Source organism: Microbacterium sp. SA39, assembly GCF_000967865.1.
Classification (GTDB): domain Bacteria; phylum Actinomycetota; class Actinomycetes; order Actinomycetales; family Microbacteriaceae; genus Microbacterium.
Window position 1 is genome coordinate 1 of record NZ_JXRU01000014.1, and the last position, 16,559, is coordinate 16,559.

Below are 16,559 nucleotides of genomic sequence, written 5' to 3' on the forward strand. Positions count from 1 at the left end.
GGGGCAGGGGCCGGAGCGGGAGCCGGTGTCGGTTCCGGAGCAGGCGAGGGCGCCTCGGTGGGTGCCGGAGTCGGAGTCGGCGCGGGCGCCGGCGTCGCGGTCGGCTTCGGGGTGGGCGTGGGCCGGGGTGTCGGCGCGGTAGTGGGCTGCGCCGAGTGCGCCGGTGCAGGTTCCCGCACCGGCTGCGTCACCGAAACATGCCCGCAGAAGGTGAGCGCCACGAGGAGTGCGCTCACGACGCTCCACCACGTGCTGTGACGACGAGCATGCTCCGTCAGTCGTTGGATGAACATTGATCCTCCTTACCGGCGCCGTACGTAAAGACCTAGGAGGGGGATATCTGTCAGGAAGCGCCGACCTTTTCACCCTACGTGCAACAACTGCCGGACCATGCATCGGTGACCTGAGCGGGCACGCCGAAAGGGCCCCGGCGTCCCCAGATCGCCGAGGCCCTGCAAGAGCGCCGCGGCCTCCCGGCCACCACACACTCGGAGCAGAAGGTGTCCCTGTCGTACCCGCGCTCCCCAGCGCACGGATGTTCCCCAACCGACTGCGCCTCCTCGCACCTCCACCTTCGAGGTCCTTCTCATGGCACCTTCTGAAAGACAGGAGCGCGCGGCATCCGTCCTGATACATCGAATGGAGAAAACCGGAGATGAGGGCTCATCAGCGCAGGATCGCCGCGAGGAACAGGCTCGAGCTGACGACCGCGCCGATCCAGCGCATGTGATTCCACCGGCACCATCCGGTCAGGTAGCGCCGCCAGGTCTCTGCGGCGGCCGCACTACGGGGGTCGACGGCGGCGAGCGCATCGTTGCGCGGCACGTGGGCGACGATGGTGACGCCGATCACGCCGACCAGGTAGACGGCGGCCGCGGCGACGATGAGGGGATCGCCGAAGCGCGCGATCCCGACGACCGTGGCGACCGCCGCCGTCCCGAACAGCGCCAGCATGAACGCGGGACGCACCGCGCGGACGTTGATCGACTGCATGGCCACGATGCCCGCTGCCGGCTCCAGCCGGGCGAGCGCCGGCATCACGAACGACGACAACGCGAAGAACACTCCGCCGACGACGGCGGTGCACACCACGGCGGCGGCGGTTGCGAACTGCACGAGATCACCCATGGTTCATGCCTTCCAGAGGCCGGCGGCGGCGGATGCTGCGGCGAACGAGTCGAACGAACGCGGCGCGCGGCCGAGAGCCTGCTCGACCCCGTCGGTCACGCTCTCGTTGCGGCCGTCCAGCACGACGTCGAACAGATACCCGAGCAGAGCCACGACGTCGGCCGGTGCGCCATCCGCGAGTGCCGCCCGCGCATACTCCTCGGAGGAGATCGGGATGTACTCGATGCTGTGACCGGTGTGCCGGGACACGATCTCGGTGACGTCCGCGAAGGTGAGCAGTTCTGGTCCGGTGAGCTCGTGAACTCGGCCCGTGAGGCTCGTGTCGAGCAGTGTCGCCGCGGCGACATCCGCGACGTCGTCGAGATCGACGAACGGCTCAGACACTCCGCCGGCCGGAAGGTGGAGAGCGCCCTGCACGAGCGGGTCGCGGAGGTAGCTCTCGGTGAAGTTCTGGAAGAACCAGGAGCACCGCACGACGCCCCACTCGACGCCGGAGGCGATCACGACGTCTTCGGCATCCGCTGCCTCGGGCTCTCCGCGTCCGGAGAGAAGGACGACTCGCTGCACTCCGCCCGCGATCAGCCGCGCGGTCAGAACCTGCACGTCTTCCAGAGCGCCGGGAACGGCGAGGTCGGGTGCGTAGGCGACGTACGCCCGGTCGGCTCCCGCGATCGCGGCATCCCAGGTCCGGCGGTCCGCCCAGTCGAAAGGGATCGCGGTTCGCCGACCGACAGGACGGACGGGGGTGCCGGCGGCGCGCAGGCGCTCGGTGACGCGGATGCCGGTCTTGCCGGTGCCGCCGAGGACGACAGTGGGTGCTGCGATGGGCGAGGTGCCGAGAAGGGGAAGTGAGTCTGTGTGGGTCATGCCTCCAGTGAAGCCATCACACGCGAGACGAAGAATGGCCACGAGACGCGAAAGCATACGCAGACGTCTAAAGTGGCGATCATGGACGGCATGACCGCAGTGCTGGATCGTTCGCGCGCGGCGGGGGCGTTCATCCTGCGTTCCGTGCTGTCCGCGCCCTGGTCGATGCGCATCGAAGACGACGCGCCGCTCACGCTGCTCGTGCTCATGCAGGGGAGCGCCTGGATCATCCCCGATGATGGCGAACCTGTCGAGGTCGAACCGGGAGACATCGTGCTCCTGCGCGGACCGGGCCACCGGTACCGCGTTGCGGATGATCCCCGCAGTCCCGTCAATGTGGTGATCGACCGGGATCAGAACCCAACGATGCTCACGGGCGCCGACTGGGACTACCTCGCGGAGTTCGGGGTGCGGGCGTGGGGCAACGATCCCGCCGGAACCACGGTCATGCTGACCGGCACCTATCAGGTGCGCGGTGAGGTGAGTGACAGCCTGCTCGACCTGCTGCCACCGGCGGTGCTGGTGCCGTCCGACGGTTCGAGTGCGCCGCTCGTGGGCGTGCTCTCCGACGAAATCGCTCGCGACCTTCCGGGGCAGGAAGTGGTGCTGGATCGACTGCTCGACCTGCTCCTGATCGGCGCGATCCGCTCGTGGTTCGCCCACCCCGATCATCAGGACGGGTGGTCTCGAGCGCAGACCGATCCCGTCGTCGGACCTGTCCTCCGCCTCCTGCACGCCGATCCGGGACGCGACTGGACGCTCGCCGCTCTCGCCGCGCGCGTGCACGTGTCGCGGGCGACGCTGGCCCGCCGGTTCGCCGATCTGGTCGGTCAGCCACCGATGGGCTATCTCACCGAGTGGCGGCTCAAGCTCGCCGCCGATCTGCTGAGAGACCCGTCGCGCACGCTCGCCTCGATCGCGACCGAGGTCGGCTACGGCACGGCCTTCGCGTTGAGCGCCGCCTTCCGACGCGAACGCGGCGAGAGCCCGCGCGACCATCGGGCGAGGGTGTCCGGCGTCTGAGGGCCCGGAGTCCGCGGACAACACGGGAGCTGGTGGTGCTGGGAGCATGACAGTGGGAAGTACCCCGAACGGAGCGCTTGTGACGAACATTGACGAGGATCTGGTCGAATCCCTCATCGCGGAACAGTTCCCTCAATGGAGCGGATTGCCGGTGGCGCAGGCTCTCCCGGGAGGGTGGGACAACCGCACTTTCCGGTTGGGGGACGACCTCAGCGTGAGGCTGCCGAGCAGCAGTGCCTACGTCCTCCAGGTGGAGAAGGAACAGCGCTGGTTGCCGGTTCTCGCGCCTCGACTGCCCCTCGCGATCCCCGAACCCGTGGGGATCGGGCATCCCGCGGATCGCTTCCCCCACCCGTGGTCCGTCTACCGCTGGCTCCCCGGACGGCCGCCCGAGACCGCGCTGATCGAGCGCGACCCGATGTTCGCTGCGTCGCTCGGCGAGTTCTTGGCGGCTCTTGAGCGGGTGGACGCTCAGGACGGACCCGCCCCGGGGGTGCACAACTTCTTCCGCGGAGACAGTCCGGCGGTCTATGCGGACGAGACGCTCAGCGCGATCGAGGTGCTGGGCGCGACGATCGATGCGAGCGCCGTTCGCGAGGTGTGGGAAGCCGCAGTGGAGACGCGATGGCAGGGTGAGCCGGTCTGGTTCCACGGCGACGTCAGCGAAGGCAATCTCCTCGTCGACGAGGACGGACGGCTCAGTGCCGTGATCGACTTCGGCACATCGGGTATCGGGGATCCGGTGTGCGACCTCGTGATCGGCGTGGTCACCATGCGCGGTGCCGCCCGCCAGGCATTCCGAGAACACAGAGCCCTCGGTGCCGACGCATGGGCGCGAGCACGGGGATGGGCGATGTGGAAGGCCTTGGTCGTGGCGGCCGGGTCCGCCGGCTCCCACTCTCCGGAGTCCGAGGCGCGGAAGGCTCGCGCCGCCATCGACGCGATCATCGAGGATCACCGAATGGCACAGCGAGGCGAGGTTTAGCCTGTTCGCATGAACGCGCTCGCAGCAGGCCGGCCGTCGACGTCCGTCCTCGACGCCTTCGGTGCGGATGTCGCGCCCGTGCTTCTGGCCGGCGGGCGCGGTTTCACCTGGCGAGCGGGAGATATCGTCCTGCGTCCGGTGGAAGGCGACGAGGAGGCGCGGTGGAAGTCGCAAGTTCTCTCAGAGCTCGCGCCGGGCGAGGGCTTCACGGTTCCACGACCGCTCCGAGCGCTCGACGGAGACTGGCTGCACGAGCACTGGCAGGCGATGGAATGGGTGCAGGGTGAGGCTGACGAGACGCGTCTGGCCGATGTGATCGCTGCAGGCGCCGCCTTTCATCTCGCTGTCGCGCGGCACGCACGTCCGGGTTTCATCGCCGCGGCCGGTGATGCCTGGAGTCGTGCCGACCGGATCGCGTGGTCGGAGGAGCCTTCGCCCGCGGATCCTCTTCTGCGCGTCCTCGCGGATGCGTACCGGGACGTGTCTTCTCCGGCTCAGGTGATCCATGGCGACCTCCTCGGCAACGTTCTCTTCGCTGCGGATCGTCCGCCCGCGATCATCGACTGGGCGCCCTACTGGCGGCCGGCCGGATACGCCGCCGCGGTCGCCGCTGTGGACTCCGTCTGCTGGCACGGACTCTCGCGTGAGGTGCTCGGGGAGGATCGGGGCATTCCCGAATGGCGTCAGTTCCTGCTGCGAGCGCTCGCGTTCCGCATCACGACTCTTCACCTTCTCGGAGTGTGGACGGCCGACCACCTCGCGCGCCACGCTCCGATCGTCCGCGCGGTGATCTCCCTTCCTGAGACCTGAGCTCGAGTTCGACCTGAACATGACCGCGACTCCTCGGGGCTAATCGGTCAACGGTTCGTTGACCATCTCAGGTGGTCTCGTTGCGGGCCAACTCGACGCGTGACCTTCGAATGACCCGATCGAGGCCTCAGAACCCGTTCCCATGGCACTGGAACGGCGCCCGGATGCCGGTGGAGTCGGATGCCGCGGCCAGCGCCACAGCCGGCGCGAGGCCCTCGGCCAGCCCGGTGTGCACCGCGCCTAGCAGCTCGCACGCGTCGTCATCGGGCACGGCGACGGGCGCCGCGATCACGCAGTGCGCCCCGGCGTGCAGCCAGACCCGCGTCATGCCGAGCGCCTCCTCGCCCCAGCGCACCGACGAGCGGCCGAGCTCGCACGCCGACAGGATCACCGTCGCAGGAACGCGCGGGATCAGGTCGACGTCGTAGCCGTACAGGGCGCCGTCGGCCAGCTCGAACCCGGAGAACAGGGGATTGTCGACGGCGTGCCGCCCGTGGGCAGCGATGTGCAGCGTATCGACCTCGGCCGCGAGGGCCGTGACGGCGGCGACCGTCGCATCCGGGCCGTCGAGCATGCGGAGCGCGGTGCCGTCCCGACCCCAGGCGGATGCCGCGCGGTGCAGTTCCTCGGCGGCGCGGGGCACGCGCGGACCTGCCGCGAAGCCGACGCGCGTCGGGAGTCGCCGACCTGCCGAGGCATCCGCCCGCCACCGCGAAACCGAGGTCGCGAGGGTGAACGGAGTGCCGGCCATGCTCGGGAGCATCGCCCAGGGCACGCCGCCGAGCACGCCCGGCACCGTGAGCACATACCGGGCGGCCGCGGGTGCCGTCCTGCGAACCGGCTCCAGGAGGGCCGCGTCGATGAGCCCGAGGCGTGACTCCAGCGCCCGGGCTGTCACCTCTCCCATCACGCCTCCGCGGGTCAGGGCCGACACGTCGAGGTCTGCTCTCAGCCCGTCCAGGGCCGCCCGCACGCGCCGCCAGGAGAGGTCGACGATCGTCGCCTCCGCTGCCGTCACCACGACGGCGAGAAGTTCGGCGCCCGTGAACACGTAGGCGAGGACGGCCGTGTCGGGGTCGAGCGAGGCCATCGTCTCCGGCAGCCGGACGCGCTCGCGAGTGGACCCCGCACCCGTCATCGACCACTGCCGCTCCCGCACCCGGTCGCGGAGGTGGCGCACCCGGGCGTCGGTGGTCCAGTCCTGCCCCGAGAGCTCGGCGCGCAGCATCCGCAGTTCCGCCAGATCCTGCGCGAGGGCGCCGTCGTTCGGGGGGCGCACGGGCGCGACCTGCTGGCTGAGGTGCCGCGCGCGCTCGGACCACTCGAACAGCACCGCGGGATCGCCCAGCCGTGCCGCGGCAGACAGACCCGCGAACATCAGGTCACTGCCGTGCATGGCCAGCGACGCCTGCAGGTCGAGGGCGCCGAACGACCTCTGCCACGTGGTGAGCAGCTCGAGTCCTTCGGCTGCGGCGCGCAGGGCGTCCCGATCCCGTCCGGCGGCGGCCGCGCGCGCCGTGCGGACCTCGTGCGCATGGAGTCGCAGCGGTGTCGGCGAGGCGCGATCGACCCGCGGCATCCGTCCCGAGCCGTCTCGCCGCGCACTGAGACGCAGGCCCGCCGCTTCGGTGCGGAAGCCGCTGCGTTCGAGAGCCTTCGCGGTACGGGCGAACTCCGCCGCCTCGAGCGGACGATCCGGACGCGCGCGCTGCCGCGCTTCCAGACGCACGGCATCCGCGCGTGCCGTCCACGCCGCGTTGTTCAGGGACGTGAAGCGCCGAGCGGAGGTGCGCGCGGTTCGCTCTGCAGCACTCGGATCGTGGCGCAGCAGCGACCGCGCGAGATGGAACTCCGCCTCGGCTCGGGCCTGTCGCATTCGCTGCGCCCCGAACTCGCGCGCGACCTTGCCGAGCAGCGCCTCCGCCTCGGTCGTGAGACCGGCGTCGCGCAGCACCTCCGCGCGGTCGAGGTCGCTGATCGCGGCGGCGAGGTCGCTGGTCGCAGCCAGCGCCGGTCGCGACCGGGTCATCAGCGTGAGGGCCGTGACGAGGTCGCCACCCAGCAGGGCCGCATAGCCGAGGTTGTGCTGTGCTTCGGCGAGCGGTTCGGCGGCATCCGCGGCCTCATAGACGGCCACGGCGCGACGGATGTCGTCGGTGCAGGCGTCGAGCTGATGACGCTGCATCCGCACGACCGAACGGTTCATCAGGCAGTTCGCGAGCTCGATCGACTCCTCGCCGATGCCGGCCAGCGCGTCGATCGCGCGGGTGAGCATCGCCTCGGCCTCCTCCAGCCGACCGCCGTGCATGAGCAGAGTGCCGAGCTGGCCGCTGAGCACGGCGATCGTTCCCGCGCTCAGTCCGCGGCGGCCGAGTGCGGCACGGCACTGCTGCTCGGCCGCGGCAGGCCCACCCGTCTGGGCCAGCACGTACGCTGCGGTCCCGTCGATGCGCGCCCGCAGGTCCGGGTCGTCGGTGCGGACGGATGCCGCGTCGAGTGCGCGCCGCGCCTGCGTGAACCGCCGTGCGTTCGCCGCTTCGACGCCGCGCCGGTGCAGCTCGCTCGCGGACAGGGGCATCGGTCCAGGATGCCGTGCGCCGGGGCCGCGCGGAAGAGCGCGGCATCCGTTGGTCGTCTCTTCGTGCGAGTACACATGCAGGTCGAGATCACGGATGCAGGTTGATTCCGCGGTTTTCGACCTGCATCTGTCTTATCCACCGACAGGCGCCCGGCGGACCGACAGATGCCCGGCGGACCGACGGATGCTCGGCGAAGAGACGGATGCCGCCGGCGTCAGCCCCGATCCCTTGGAGCCGGCAGGGTCTTCGCCACGGCGGCGACGGCTTTGGCTGCGGCATCCGCCGACACTCCCTCGATCGGAACAGTCCCGAGCTCGGCGGCGATCCGCCCGGCGACGTATGGAGCGGCGAACGACGTGCCACTCCAGACGGCGAAGCCACCGCGGTAGTCGTCGGGGTCGAGCGTCTCTCGGCGCAGCCCGTCGAGGTCGGCCCTCGTGGCCGCCTGCTCTCCGCCGACGAACGCGGGCGACGTGCTCACGACGGCCGCGCCCGGGGCGTAGGTCTGCACCCACGGGCCGACGTTCGAGAACAGGGCGACCGAGTGCGCCGAGGGATTCAGCGCGCCGACCGAGACATGCGGGGCATCGTGATCGGCGCGGATGCCGTTGTCGGCGCCCGGCCACGCCCACAGGGACGCGGGGAACGACGGCCGGTCGATCGCGTCGTTGCCGGCCGAGCACACCACCACGCACCCCAGCGCCCGCGCCTTCGCGAGCAGGGCGTACAGCGTCAGGCTGAACAGTCCGTCGGTCGGGGTCTCGTGAGAGTAGCCGAGCGAGAGGTTGAGCACGTCGATCGGGAACCCGGTCGACGGGTCCTCTCGGTGGCGGCGCAGCAACTCGACCACCTGGGCGACCGCGAGCAGCAGCGAACTCTCGTCGATCACGCCGAGGGCTCCGGCGACGCGGACCGAGAGGATGTCGGCATCCGGCGCCACCTGCCGCACGATGCCCGCGATGAACGTGCCGTGCCCCGACACGGCGTCGATCTCGCCGTCGAGCTGGCCGTAGAGGTCGGGGTAGCGTTCCGGATCGGCGTCGTCGGTCAGCCCGACAGGCACCCCGTCGAGCTCGACGTGACGGGTCACGATGTCGTCGGGCAGCCAGGAGTGCATACCGCAGCCGGTGTCGAGCACCGCGACGACAGGTCGCCTTCCGCGCTTCGGGGCAGGTCCGCGCTGCGGTGCCGGACCCAGCCAGCTGACCGGCTGTCGTGCACCGCGCCCCGGCGCGAGGTAGTCGTCGCTGCCGCCGGCTCCCGCCCCTCGGATCGGGTTGGTCCGAGTGAACGGATTCGTGCGGGTGAACGGGTTCGTGCGCGTGAACGGGTTGAGACCGACCGGGTCGATCGACAGCACATGCTCGAGGCTCGTGCGCGGCATGGTCGAGCGCGACATGCGTCGCGCTCGCTGCAGCACCCGCCAGGCGTCCGGCGCGACCGGCGATTCCCGGCGGATCGGTTCATCGGGTGTCGTCAGATACGCGCGCAGGAAGCCGGGCACCCCGGGCGTGAGTTCGCGGGCGCGGCCGGTGTCCGACTCGATCTCGAGCTGCCAGCCGAAGGTGTCCGCCGCGTCTCGCAGGGTGCGCAGCTCCTGGTCGTAGGCTTCCTGGTCCTCTTCACTGCGAGTGATGAGCAGACGCTGCGGCAGGTAGGCGGTGGGGAAGGCGAGGATGCCGTCGACGGGCTCGAGACTCGGATCCAGCGCCGTGCCTCGGCGGATCGAACCCTCCGCGCGGTCCTGCCACGTCCATCCCTTGGGCTGCTCCATGGATCATCCTCTCGTCCTGGGCGCCCCGCGTCGTCATCGACGGCCAGCGCCCGTGATCACAACTCGAACTGCGGGGTCGAAAGACTGCGCGCCGCCTCGCCATCGCCGGTGCTGAGGCGCACCCGCGTCAGTCCCGGCGGGACGTCGTCGAACACGAAGCGCCCGGTCTCGGCGGGCGTCGTGGAGACCGACCGCTCTCCCTGCGTCAACACGATCTCGGCCGTGGACGTGTCGACCCAGCCGTCGACCCGACGCCATCCCGAGGCAGTGGTCGTGACGTGCAGCAGGATGCTGGTCGTGCCGTCGCTGAACTGCAGCGTGAGAGCATCCGCTTCGCCGCGCACGGCGCCGAGCTCGCCCTCCACCAGGGTGAGCAGGGCGTACTCGCGGGTCAGCCCGTCGGCGGCGACCGCCGCGACCATCCGATCGATCAGGCCCGCGGGCATCGGGTCGACTTCGTTCCACATCGTCCGCAGCCGGGCGAACAGCTCGGCGTCCTCGTGGTCGCTCATGCGAGGCCCTCCGTCCGCAGGTTCGATCCCTCGAGCAGAGCGCGGAGCTTCGCGAGGCAGCGGTTGCGCGTGGGGCCGATGCTGCCGATCGGCATGTCGAGGTCGGCGGCGATCCGCGCGTAGTCGGGGCGGTCGTCGAACGCGATCACCCGCAGCAGCCGCTGGCACCGTTCGGCGAGGCGCTGCACAGCCAGCCACAACCGGCGGTTCTCGTCACCGATGGTCGCGTGCTCCTCGGCGGACGCCTGCTCGGGGAGCAGGGCGTCGAGGTCGTCGGCATCCGTCGCATCGACCCGGCCGTGCGCCTTGCCGACCTTCCAGGCCTCGCGCCGTGCGGTCGTGGTGAGCCAGGCCGACACCGCGCGCGGGTCGGCGATCGACCCGTGCCCGCGCACCAGCTGCAGCCACGTCGTCTGCACGACGTCTTCGGCCAGCGTGCGCTCGAGCCCGTAGGCGCGCACGACGTGCCAGAGCACGGGCGTCATGAGACGTACGAGCTCGTCCATCGCGCGACTGTCACCCTCGCGCCATGCGTCGAAGAGGTCAGCGGCCCGCTCCCAGCGTGCGGGTCCATCGTCCGAGGCAGGATCGAGAGCGGCGCCAGGTGCACCGTCGATCATGAAGCCCATTGTGATCACATCTACCAGGAGCACGGCAAGAGCAATCTGATACATGTCCGGGTCCAAGAATGCGCGGCTGTTCCCGTCGGATGCCGGAGCCGGGACTCGCTACCGTGGAAGGGTGATCCCCCTCGCCATCGTGCTGTTCCTCAACGCCGCCTTCAACGTCATCGTCTGGCCGCAGTTCTACAAGCGGATCGCGAAGGATCCGCGCTCGCGCGACGAGAGCGGCACGGCGACGGCGTTCCTGAAGGTGCACGTCGTGCTCATCTCGATCGCCCTGGTGCTGGCGCTGGTCTCGGTGCTCGTCGGCATCGCCGCGCTCACCGGCGCCCTCTGACTCACAAGGTCTCGTCGACTCACACCGTCTCGTACTGCTTCGCGTGCTCGGCCCAGCGTGATTCGACGGGCAGCGCCCGAAGCGCCCGGTTGGTGACGGCGAGCGCGACGGCGATGAGGCAGAGCGCGGCGCAGATGAGCAGCGTCCACTCGCGGCCGACCCAGGAGAGTCCGAAGCCGGCGATGAGGGGCGCGAGAGGAAGAGCGCCCATACCCAGCACGCCCGCAGCGCTGTTCGCCCGACCGAGCAGGTGGGTCGGCGTCGCGACCATGAAGTAGCCCATCATCCCGGCGTTGAGGGCCGGGACGAACAGCACGGCGAGGCCGAGCACGACGACGATGGCCCAGGGCTCGGTCACGAGGGTGAGCCCGATCGTGCCCGCCGCCGCGATCGAGAGGCCGATGATGGTGAGCACACCGGCCTTGATCCGCGGCACCATCAGCGGAGACAGCAGCGCGCCGACGAGCATGACGGCCCCGACCGCGGCGGTCATCCCGCCGATCAGCACCTCGGGGTACCCGCTCTGCTGCAGGGAGTAGATGACGGTGGTGATCGCGGCGTTGAAGCCGAGGTTGATGGTGGTGGTGATGAGCAGCACGCCCCCGAGATCCGGACGCGAGAGCAGCCAGCGGAATCCTTCGCGCAGCTCGGCCCAGGCATCGGGCTTCACGACGGGAGCGGGTTCGGTGTCACTCTCCGCGCCGGCATCCACGATCCCTGCCCCGCGTGCCTCGCGGCCCAGCATCCACGCCGTCACCGCAGCCACGAGGTGACAGACGGTCATCGCGACGCCGACCAACCATCCGCCGACGCCGAGCAGGAGCCCGCCGATCGGGCCGCCGGCGAGCTGCAGAGCGGCATCCCGTCCTTGGTTCGCGGCCTGCGCGCGGCCCATCGCCTCATCCGGAACGATCTCCTTGATCGCACTCTCGCCGGCGACGTCGAAGAGCCCGCTGCGGGCGGCGAGGAGAACATCGATGACGAGCAGCGACCCGAAGGTGAGGGCGTCGCCGAGGGCGAGCAGCGTGAACGCGCCGGCGAACAGGATGCCGATGAGCGAGCCGATCAGCATGAGGCGGATGCGACGGTGGCGGTCGGCGAGGATGCCGCCCGCGAGAGTCGCGATCAGGCGGGCGACCATCCCTGCGGCCCCGATGATGCCGGCCTGTGCGGGATCGTTCGTGATGATGAGCGCGAGGAGCGGGATGGCGAAGGCGAAGAGTGTCGCCGCGAGGCCCTTGCTCGTGTCGCTGACGAGCCAGGTGAGGTACCGGGTGTTGCGCCACAGGCGGTGCGGCAGGGTCGTGGTGCTCATGACGTCGAGCGTAGATGCGCAAGAACAATTGCGCAAGTCTAATTGCGCAATAAACGGTGTCGGTAGGATCGCAGCATGACGGAAGAGCAGACGCAGCGGTCGAAGGAAGACACCGTCTGGATGACCTCGGCGATGCTCAAGGCCTACTCCCACCCGCTGCGCCGTCAGATCCTCCGGCTTATCGCGCGCCGTGGCTTCCTGCGCGCCGCCGATGTCGCCGCCGAGCTGGACGTGCCCGCCAACAGCGTGAGCTTCCACCTGCGCACGCTGGCTGATGCGGGGCTCATCGAGGAGGCTCCCGAGAAGGCGCGCGACCGCCGGGACCGCGTCTGGACCGGGCGCAAGGGCGCACTCAACCTCGGTGGGCCCGAGAATCCGGTCCCCGACGAGACCCTGGGAGCCGCCGTGGTCGGCGCGCTCGCCGAGGATCATCAAGATCTCGTCCGCCGGGTGCTCGCCTGGACCCCCGAGTACGTCGCCGGCCGCACGGCGGAGGTGCATGCAGCCTTCACGCAGCGCACCATCCGACTCACCGAGGCCGAGTTCGAAGCCGCTATGAACGCGCTCAACGAGGTTCTCGATGCGGCTGACGAGGCGCACGACGACGCCGATCCGGCGGGGCGCTACTGGCAGCTCGACCTCGTCGCCGCGGATGACGCGATCTAGGGCACTCACCGCAACGCGGCAAGTTACGCGCAATCCGGCGAAAGTACAAGTACCTGCGCTGCGAGCGGCTGCATGGCCTAGCTTCTGGGCATGAGCACCGACAACAGCACTCCTGAGCCCCGCATCACGCGCGATCCCCGCGTCTCCGGCGACGCGCCTGTGCACGACACCGGCGCTCCTCGCGCCGACATCCCCGCCGACGGGACGCCCCGCACGGTGCCCGTCGATGACACCACCCGCCCCGTGTACCAGGACGACAGCACCCGGCCCGTCCCCCGTGACGACGAGACCCGGCCCGTCCCCCGGGACGAGATCCACCACGCCGACTCCCCGCCTGCCGCGGTCCCGGTCGACGACACCCGTACGCACGACGACACACGTGTGCACGACGGCGACGATGTGCGCACCCTCCAGCGCGACGTGCACGAGCGCGAGAAGGCGGAGTTCGGCGGTTTCAAGTTCGGCTCCGCGTTCTTCGGCTGGCTCACGGCGATGGGAACCACCGTGCTGCTGACCGCGCTGGTCACCGCGGTCGGCGCGGCGGTCGGCATCGGCAGCGGCGTCTCTCCCGAAGAGGCCGCCGATTCCGTCACCGACGCCGCGCTCGGCGCCGGAGGCATCATCGCGCTGGTCGTGATCGGCCTGGTCCTGTTCATCTCGTACTACGCCGGCGGCTACGTCGCGGGTCGGATGGCGCGGTTCAGTGGTGCCAAGCAGGGCATCGCCGTCTGGATCTGGGCCATCGCCATCGCGATCATCGTCGCGATCATCACCGCGATCGCCGGCGCCCAGTGGGACATTCTCGGCAACCTGCAGGGCTTCCCGCGCATCCCCGTCACTCCGGAGACGGCGACGCTCACCGGCATCCTCACCGCCCTCGGCGCCGCTGTGGTCACCCTGATCGGTGCCATCCTCGGTGGCCTCGCCGGCATGCGGTTCCACCGCAAGGTCGACCGGGTCGGCCTCGGGCGCTGAGTATCGCGGCCCCCTCGCTCCCCGCTGTCAGTCCGCAGACTGATCAGCCGGGGGCGCGGGGAGCCGCACCGCTCGATCCGCGGCGATCAGGCCTCTTCGTCGGCCTCGGTGTCGGCATCCTTATCGGGCATCCCGGAGAGGATCAGGATCCGGCGCAGGTGCATGGCCGTGAGAACCCCCGGGCCCATCGTGCGGCGCACGTCCAGCGTGCGGTCATCGACGCGCTCGAGCAGCAGTCGGATCGCCCGCGCCGCCTCGCCGCGCTGCCGATGGCCCTCGCTCGAGGTCGGATCCTCCTGGGCGATGACGTCTGCCACGGCATGACACGCGGCCGACAGCGGTTCGGGGAGGGCCGCGTCCAGAGGCATCGCCGCCGGGCGGTCCCAGATCGTGTCAGCCGTGGCATCCGAGATATCGCGGATGAGGTGGGCGATCCGGTCGAGGGTTCCCAGTTGCTCGTGGATGTGCTGCGTCTCGCCGCGCCGCCCACGCGCGCGCGGATTGCCGCGGCGGCTCTCGGCGGCCTCGGCGAGTGCGGCGCGCAGGATCGCCGTCGTGTCGGCGAGGGATGCCGCGTCATCCGCCCACTTCTCGTGCTCGGGCGGCCAGGACTCCGACACCGCTGAGCCGATGTCGTGCAGGTGCGACGCCAGCTCCTCTCGGAACGCGCGCACGCGCGCTTCGGCTTCGCCGGTGAGCGGTGCGGGCGCGATCACGACGTTGATGAGCAGCCCGATCGCGACGCCCACCGCCGTCTGCGTCAGGTAGCCGAGGGAGAAGTCGTCCGCATCCTGCCCGCCGACCGCGAGTACGAACAGGGCCGCCATCGGCACATACTCACGCCCCACGCCGAACCAGCCGGTGCCCGACAGCAGCACGCCGACCCCGATGATCACCGGCACCGACCACCAGGTCGGTCCGATCGTGAGCACCACCAGCGTGGCCAGGCCGATACCGGTCGCCAGCCCGACCAGCGTCTGCAGGCTCGACCGCACTGAGCCCATCAGCGTCGGATACATGCTCACCAGGGCGCCGAGCGGAGCGTAGTACGGGTACTCGTCGGTGACTCCGGGCATGTGCGGGGCGATGATCCACGCGAGCCCGGCCGCGAGGGTCGTCTTCGCGACGAACAGCAGCCGGGCGGGGAGCACGGCCTCGCGGAGGGAGTGCGCGATGCCGGATCGGCGCGCACTCAGGGTGGAGGTCTTCACGGGAAGCGACCGTAGTCGACGGCATCCGTCTGGGCTAATCGGTCGAGGACTGTCCTTGCGAACAGGGCCATCCCGTGCGGCGGACGGGGGCGCTCTCGCAGCGTTCTCGCGAGGCTGAAGGCATGAACATTTCCACATCTCCGCCGCTCCAGGCGCGCGGACTGCGCAAGAGCTTCCATGGCCGCCCCCGCGTCGACGGGGTCGGCTTCTCGACCAGGGCCGGGAGGGTCGTCGGCCTGCTCGGGCCCAACGGCGCCGGCAAGACCACCACCATCCGCCTGCTGCTCGGCCTCATCGCGGCCGACCAGGGTGAGGCGCTGGTCTTCGGGCGTCCCTACCGCGACCTCGAGCGTCCGGCCACGATGGTCGGCGCCGTGCTCGACGCCGGTGGCCTCCACCCCGCCCGCACCGGACGGCAGCATCTGCGCATCGCCGCGGCCCGCGCCGACGTCGCGCCCCAGCGCGTCGACGTCGTGCTCGCCGAGGTGGGCATGACCGCACACGCCGACCGCCGGTCCGGCGGATACTCGCTCGGCATGAAGCAGCGCATCGCGATCGCCGCGGCGCTCCTCGGCGAGCCGGAGCTGCTCCTCCTCGACGAGCCCTCCAACGGCCTCGACCCCGCCGGTATGCGCTGGCTGCGTGATCGCCTGCGGGCGTTCGCGGATGCCGGTGGCACCGTGCTGCTGTCCTCGCACCTGCTCTCCGACGTGCAGGACATCGCCGACGACATCGTCGTGATCGCCGACGGGCGGGTCGTCGCCGACGTGACGTTGACGGATGCCGTCGCCACCGCGAGCGGAGACCTCGAGGGCTACTACCTCCAGGTCACCGGAACTGCGGGGGTGCGCTGATGTTCCGCGCAGAACTCCTCGGACTGACCACGACCACCGCGACGAAGGTCTCGGCCCTCGTCGCCGTCATCGGCCTCGTCCTGACGCAGCTGATCTTCGTGACCGTGCTCCCCGCGCTGGCTCGCGGTGACATCGGTCCCGGCGCCGCGGCGCTCGGCACCGACTTCCCGGTGCTCGACCTGACCTCCGCGGCGGCGCAGCTCGCCGCGATCATCCCGCTCGGCGCCTCGATGGGAGGCGGCTCGATCGGCATCGCACTCCTCGCCATCGTGCTGCTCGGCGTCCTGGCCGGCACCAGTGACGACCGCTACGGCGGCATGGTCGGCGCGGCACTCGCCTCGCCGCGTCGTGGTCGCATCGTCGTGGGCAAGGCCCTGGCCACCGGCCTCGTCGGTGTCGTCATCGGCGCCGTCATGGCGGTCGTCAGCCTCGCTGCTCTGGTCGTCGCGCTCGCCATGACCGGGACCGCTTTCACCGCCGGCATCGGCGACGTCGTCGCCACACTCGGCCGGGGCGTCTTCGCTGTCGCGGGCCTCGCCCTGATCGGCCTCGCCGTCGGCATCCTCGTGCGCACGCAGCTCGCCGGCGTCATCACGATGCTCTCGATCCTGTTCGTGGAGCCCCTCCTCACCGCCGTGACCGCGCTGATCGGCGGCACCGCTCCCGTCTGGACGCAGTTCCTCCCGGTCGCCCTGGCGCAGAACGTCATCCATGGCGGGTCGGCCGAGGTGAACGTCGGCGTGGCACTGATCGCGCTGGCCGTGCTCTCGGCAGCGGCGCTCGCCGCGGCATCCGTCGCTCTCTCTCGACGCGACCTCTGAGCCGCGATCCATCCGACAGACCCGATCCATCCGACAGAAAAGGACACATCATGAACGACACCACACCCCAGAACCCGCA

The 16,559-nt window shown here is 70.4% G+C and carries 17 protein-coding genes; 9 read left to right on the forward strand and 8 right to left on the reverse strand.

Features of this window, described 5'->3' with window-relative positions:
* A partial coding sequence (locus tag RS85_RS00275; RefSeq protein ID WP_046011416.1) for a hypothetical protein occupies positions 1-258 on the forward strand: 258 nt, incomplete at its 5' end.
* A 408-nt stretch (positions 259-666) separates the two neighbouring features.
* On the opposite strand, the gene RS85_RS00280 is transcribed toward RS85_RS00275, so the two are convergent.
* Positions 667-1,128, reverse strand: coding sequence for an anthrone oxygenase family protein (locus RS85_RS00280; RefSeq protein WP_046011417.1), 462 nt, complete (start codon positions 1,126-1,128; stop codon positions 667-669).
* Positions 1,129-1,131: 3 nt separating this feature from the next.
* Complete coding sequence (locus RS85_RS00285; RefSeq protein ID WP_046011418.1) at positions 1,132-1,995, reverse strand: hypothetical protein; 864 nt, start codon at positions 1,993-1,995, stop codon at positions 1,132-1,134.
* 81 nt (positions 1,996-2,076) lie between these two features.
* Here RS85_RS00285 and RS85_RS00290 point away from each other — a divergent pair, with 81 nt between their 5' ends.
* The 3 genes from RS85_RS00290 (at position 2,077) to RS85_RS00300 (ending at position 4,813) form a co-directional block, all read left to right on the forward strand.
* Positions 2,077-3,018 (forward strand): AraC family transcriptional regulator, encoded by a 942-nt coding sequence (locus RS85_RS00290; RefSeq protein WP_046011429.1) that lies wholly within the window; start codon positions 2,077-2,079, stop codon positions 3,016-3,018.
* 79 nt (positions 3,019-3,097) lie between these two features.
* Positions 3,098-4,003, forward strand: coding sequence for an aminoglycoside phosphotransferase family protein (locus RS85_RS00295; protein WP_200894759.1), 906 nt, complete (start codon positions 3,098-3,100; stop codon positions 4,001-4,003).
* 9 nt (positions 4,004-4,012) lie between these two features.
* Complete coding sequence (locus RS85_RS00300) at positions 4,013-4,813, forward strand: TIGR02569 family protein (protein ID WP_046011420.1); 801 nt, start codon at positions 4,013-4,015, stop codon at positions 4,811-4,813.
* A gap of 127 nt (positions 4,814-4,940) precedes the next feature.
* Here the strand turns inward: RS85_RS00300 and RS85_RS00305 are convergent, their stop codons facing one another.
* The 4 genes from RS85_RS00305 to RS85_RS00320 all read right to left on the reverse strand — a co-directional run bounded on the left by RS85_RS00305 (position 4,941) and on the right by RS85_RS00320 (position 10,298).
* Positions 4,941-7,391, reverse strand: a complete 2,451-nt coding sequence (locus RS85_RS00305) for a CHAT domain-containing protein (RefSeq protein ID WP_046011421.1) — start codon at positions 7,389-7,391, stop codon at positions 4,941-4,943.
* Positions 7,392-7,606: 215 nt separating this feature from the next.
* Positions 7,607-9,166 (reverse strand): S8 family peptidase, encoded by a 1,560-nt coding sequence (locus tag RS85_RS00310; RefSeq protein WP_046011422.1) that lies wholly within the window; start codon positions 9,164-9,166, stop codon positions 7,607-7,609.
* A 56-nt stretch (positions 9,167-9,222) separates the two neighbouring features.
* A complete protein-coding gene (locus RS85_RS00315; RefSeq protein WP_046011423.1) occupies positions 9,223-9,678 on the reverse strand; it encodes a hypothetical protein in 456 nt (151 codons plus the stop codon).
* Complete coding sequence (locus tag RS85_RS00320) at positions 9,675-10,298, reverse strand: RNA polymerase sigma factor (protein WP_235282287.1); 624 nt, start codon at positions 10,296-10,298, stop codon at positions 9,675-9,677. The genes RS85_RS00315 and RS85_RS00320 overlap by 4 nt, the downstream gene beginning before the upstream one ends.
* Positions 10,299-10,419: 121 nt before the next feature.
* Here RS85_RS00320 and RS85_RS00325 point away from each other — a divergent pair, with 121 nt between their 5' ends.
* Positions 10,420-10,638, forward strand: a complete 219-nt coding sequence (locus RS85_RS00325) for an SCO4848 family membrane protein (protein ID WP_046011430.1) — start codon at positions 10,420-10,422, stop codon at positions 10,636-10,638.
* 19 nt (positions 10,639-10,657) lie between these two features.
* On the opposite strand, the gene RS85_RS00330 is transcribed toward RS85_RS00325, so the two are convergent.
* Complete coding sequence (locus tag RS85_RS00330; RefSeq protein ID WP_046011425.1) at positions 10,658-11,953, reverse strand: MFS transporter; 1,296 nt, start codon at positions 11,951-11,953, stop codon at positions 10,658-10,660.
* 75 nt (positions 11,954-12,028) lie between these two features.
* On the opposite strand from RS85_RS00330, the gene RS85_RS00335 reads away from it, so the two are divergent.
* Complete coding sequence (locus RS85_RS00335; RefSeq protein WP_046011426.1) at positions 12,029-12,619, forward strand: ArsR/SmtB family transcription factor; 591 nt, start codon at positions 12,029-12,031, stop codon at positions 12,617-12,619.
* Positions 12,620-12,709: 90 nt separating this feature from the next.
* On the forward strand, positions 12,710-13,594 hold the full coding sequence (locus tag RS85_RS00340; RefSeq protein WP_052703237.1) for a hypothetical protein: 885 nt from the start codon (positions 12,710-12,712) through the stop codon (positions 13,592-13,594).
* 86 nt (positions 13,595-13,680) lie between these two features.
* On the opposite strand, the gene RS85_RS00345 is transcribed toward RS85_RS00340, so the two are convergent.
* On the reverse strand, positions 13,681-14,805 hold the full coding sequence (locus RS85_RS00345; RefSeq protein WP_052703238.1) for an FUSC family protein: 1,125 nt from the start codon (positions 14,803-14,805) through the stop codon (positions 13,681-13,683).
* 122 nt (positions 14,806-14,927) lie between these two features.
* Between RS85_RS00345 and RS85_RS00350 the strand changes: the two genes are divergently transcribed.
* Together RS85_RS00350 and RS85_RS00355 are read left to right on the forward strand one after the other, a co-directional pair.
* On the forward strand, positions 14,928-15,659 hold the full coding sequence (locus RS85_RS00350) for an ATP-binding cassette domain-containing protein (RefSeq protein WP_046011427.1): 732 nt from the start codon (positions 14,928-14,930) through the stop codon (positions 15,657-15,659).
* Positions 15,659-16,480 carry a hypothetical protein gene (locus tag RS85_RS00355; RefSeq protein ID WP_046011428.1) on the forward strand — a complete coding sequence of 274 codons (822 nt, stop codon included), beginning with the start codon at positions 15,659-15,661 and terminating at the stop codon, positions 16,478-16,480. The genes RS85_RS00350 and RS85_RS00355 overlap by 1 nt, the downstream gene beginning before the upstream one ends.
* Positions 16,481-16,559: the final 79 nt, after the last annotated feature.

Bases quoted from the DNA above. Each gene is read 5' to 3' on its own strand.
- RS85_RS00340 (WP_052703237.1), top strand. From the start codon at position 12,710: ATGAGCACCGACAACAGCACTCCTGAGCCCCGCATCACGCGCGATCCC.
- RS85_RS00335 (WP_046011426.1), top strand. From the start codon at position 12,029: ATGACGGAAGAGCAGACGCAGCGGTCGAAGGAAGACACCGTCTGGATG.
- RS85_RS00280 (WP_046011417.1), bottom strand. From the start codon at position 1,128: ATGGGTGATCTCGTGCAGTTCGCAACCGCCGCCGCCGTGGTGTGCACC.
- RS85_RS00300 (WP_046011420.1), top strand. From the start codon at position 4,013: ATGAACGCGCTCGCAGCAGGCCGGCCGTCGACGTCCGTCCTCGACGCC.
- RS85_RS00355 (WP_046011428.1), top strand. From the start codon at position 15,659: ATGTTCCGCGCAGAACTCCTCGGACTGACCACGACCACCGCGACGAAG.
- RS85_RS00350 (WP_046011427.1), top strand. From the start codon at position 14,928: ATGAACATTTCCACATCTCCGCCGCTCCAGGCGCGCGGACTGCGCAAG.
- RS85_RS00310 (WP_046011422.1), bottom strand. From the start codon at position 9,166: ATGGAGCAGCCCAAGGGATGGACGTGGCAGGACCGCGCGGAGGGTTCG.
- RS85_RS00315 (WP_046011423.1), bottom strand. From the start codon at position 9,678: ATGAGCGACCACGAGGACGCCGAGCTGTTCGCCCGGCTGCGGACGATG.
- RS85_RS00285 (WP_046011418.1), bottom strand. From the start codon at position 1,995: ATGACCCACACAGACTCACTTCCCCTTCTCGGCACCTCGCCCATCGCA.
- RS85_RS00330 (WP_046011425.1), bottom strand. From the start codon at position 11,953: ATGAGCACCACGACCCTGCCGCACCGCCTGTGGCGCAACACCCGGTAC.
- RS85_RS00320 (WP_235282287.1), bottom strand. From the start codon at position 10,298: ATGATCGACGGTGCACCTGGCGCCGCTCTCGATCCTGCCTCGGACGAT.
- RS85_RS00290 (WP_046011429.1), top strand. From the start codon at position 2,077: ATGGACGGCATGACCGCAGTGCTGGATCGTTCGCGCGCGGCGGGGGCG.
- RS85_RS00305 (WP_046011421.1), bottom strand. From the start codon at position 7,391: ATGCCCCTGTCCGCGAGCGAGCTGCACCGGCGCGGCGTCGAAGCGGCG.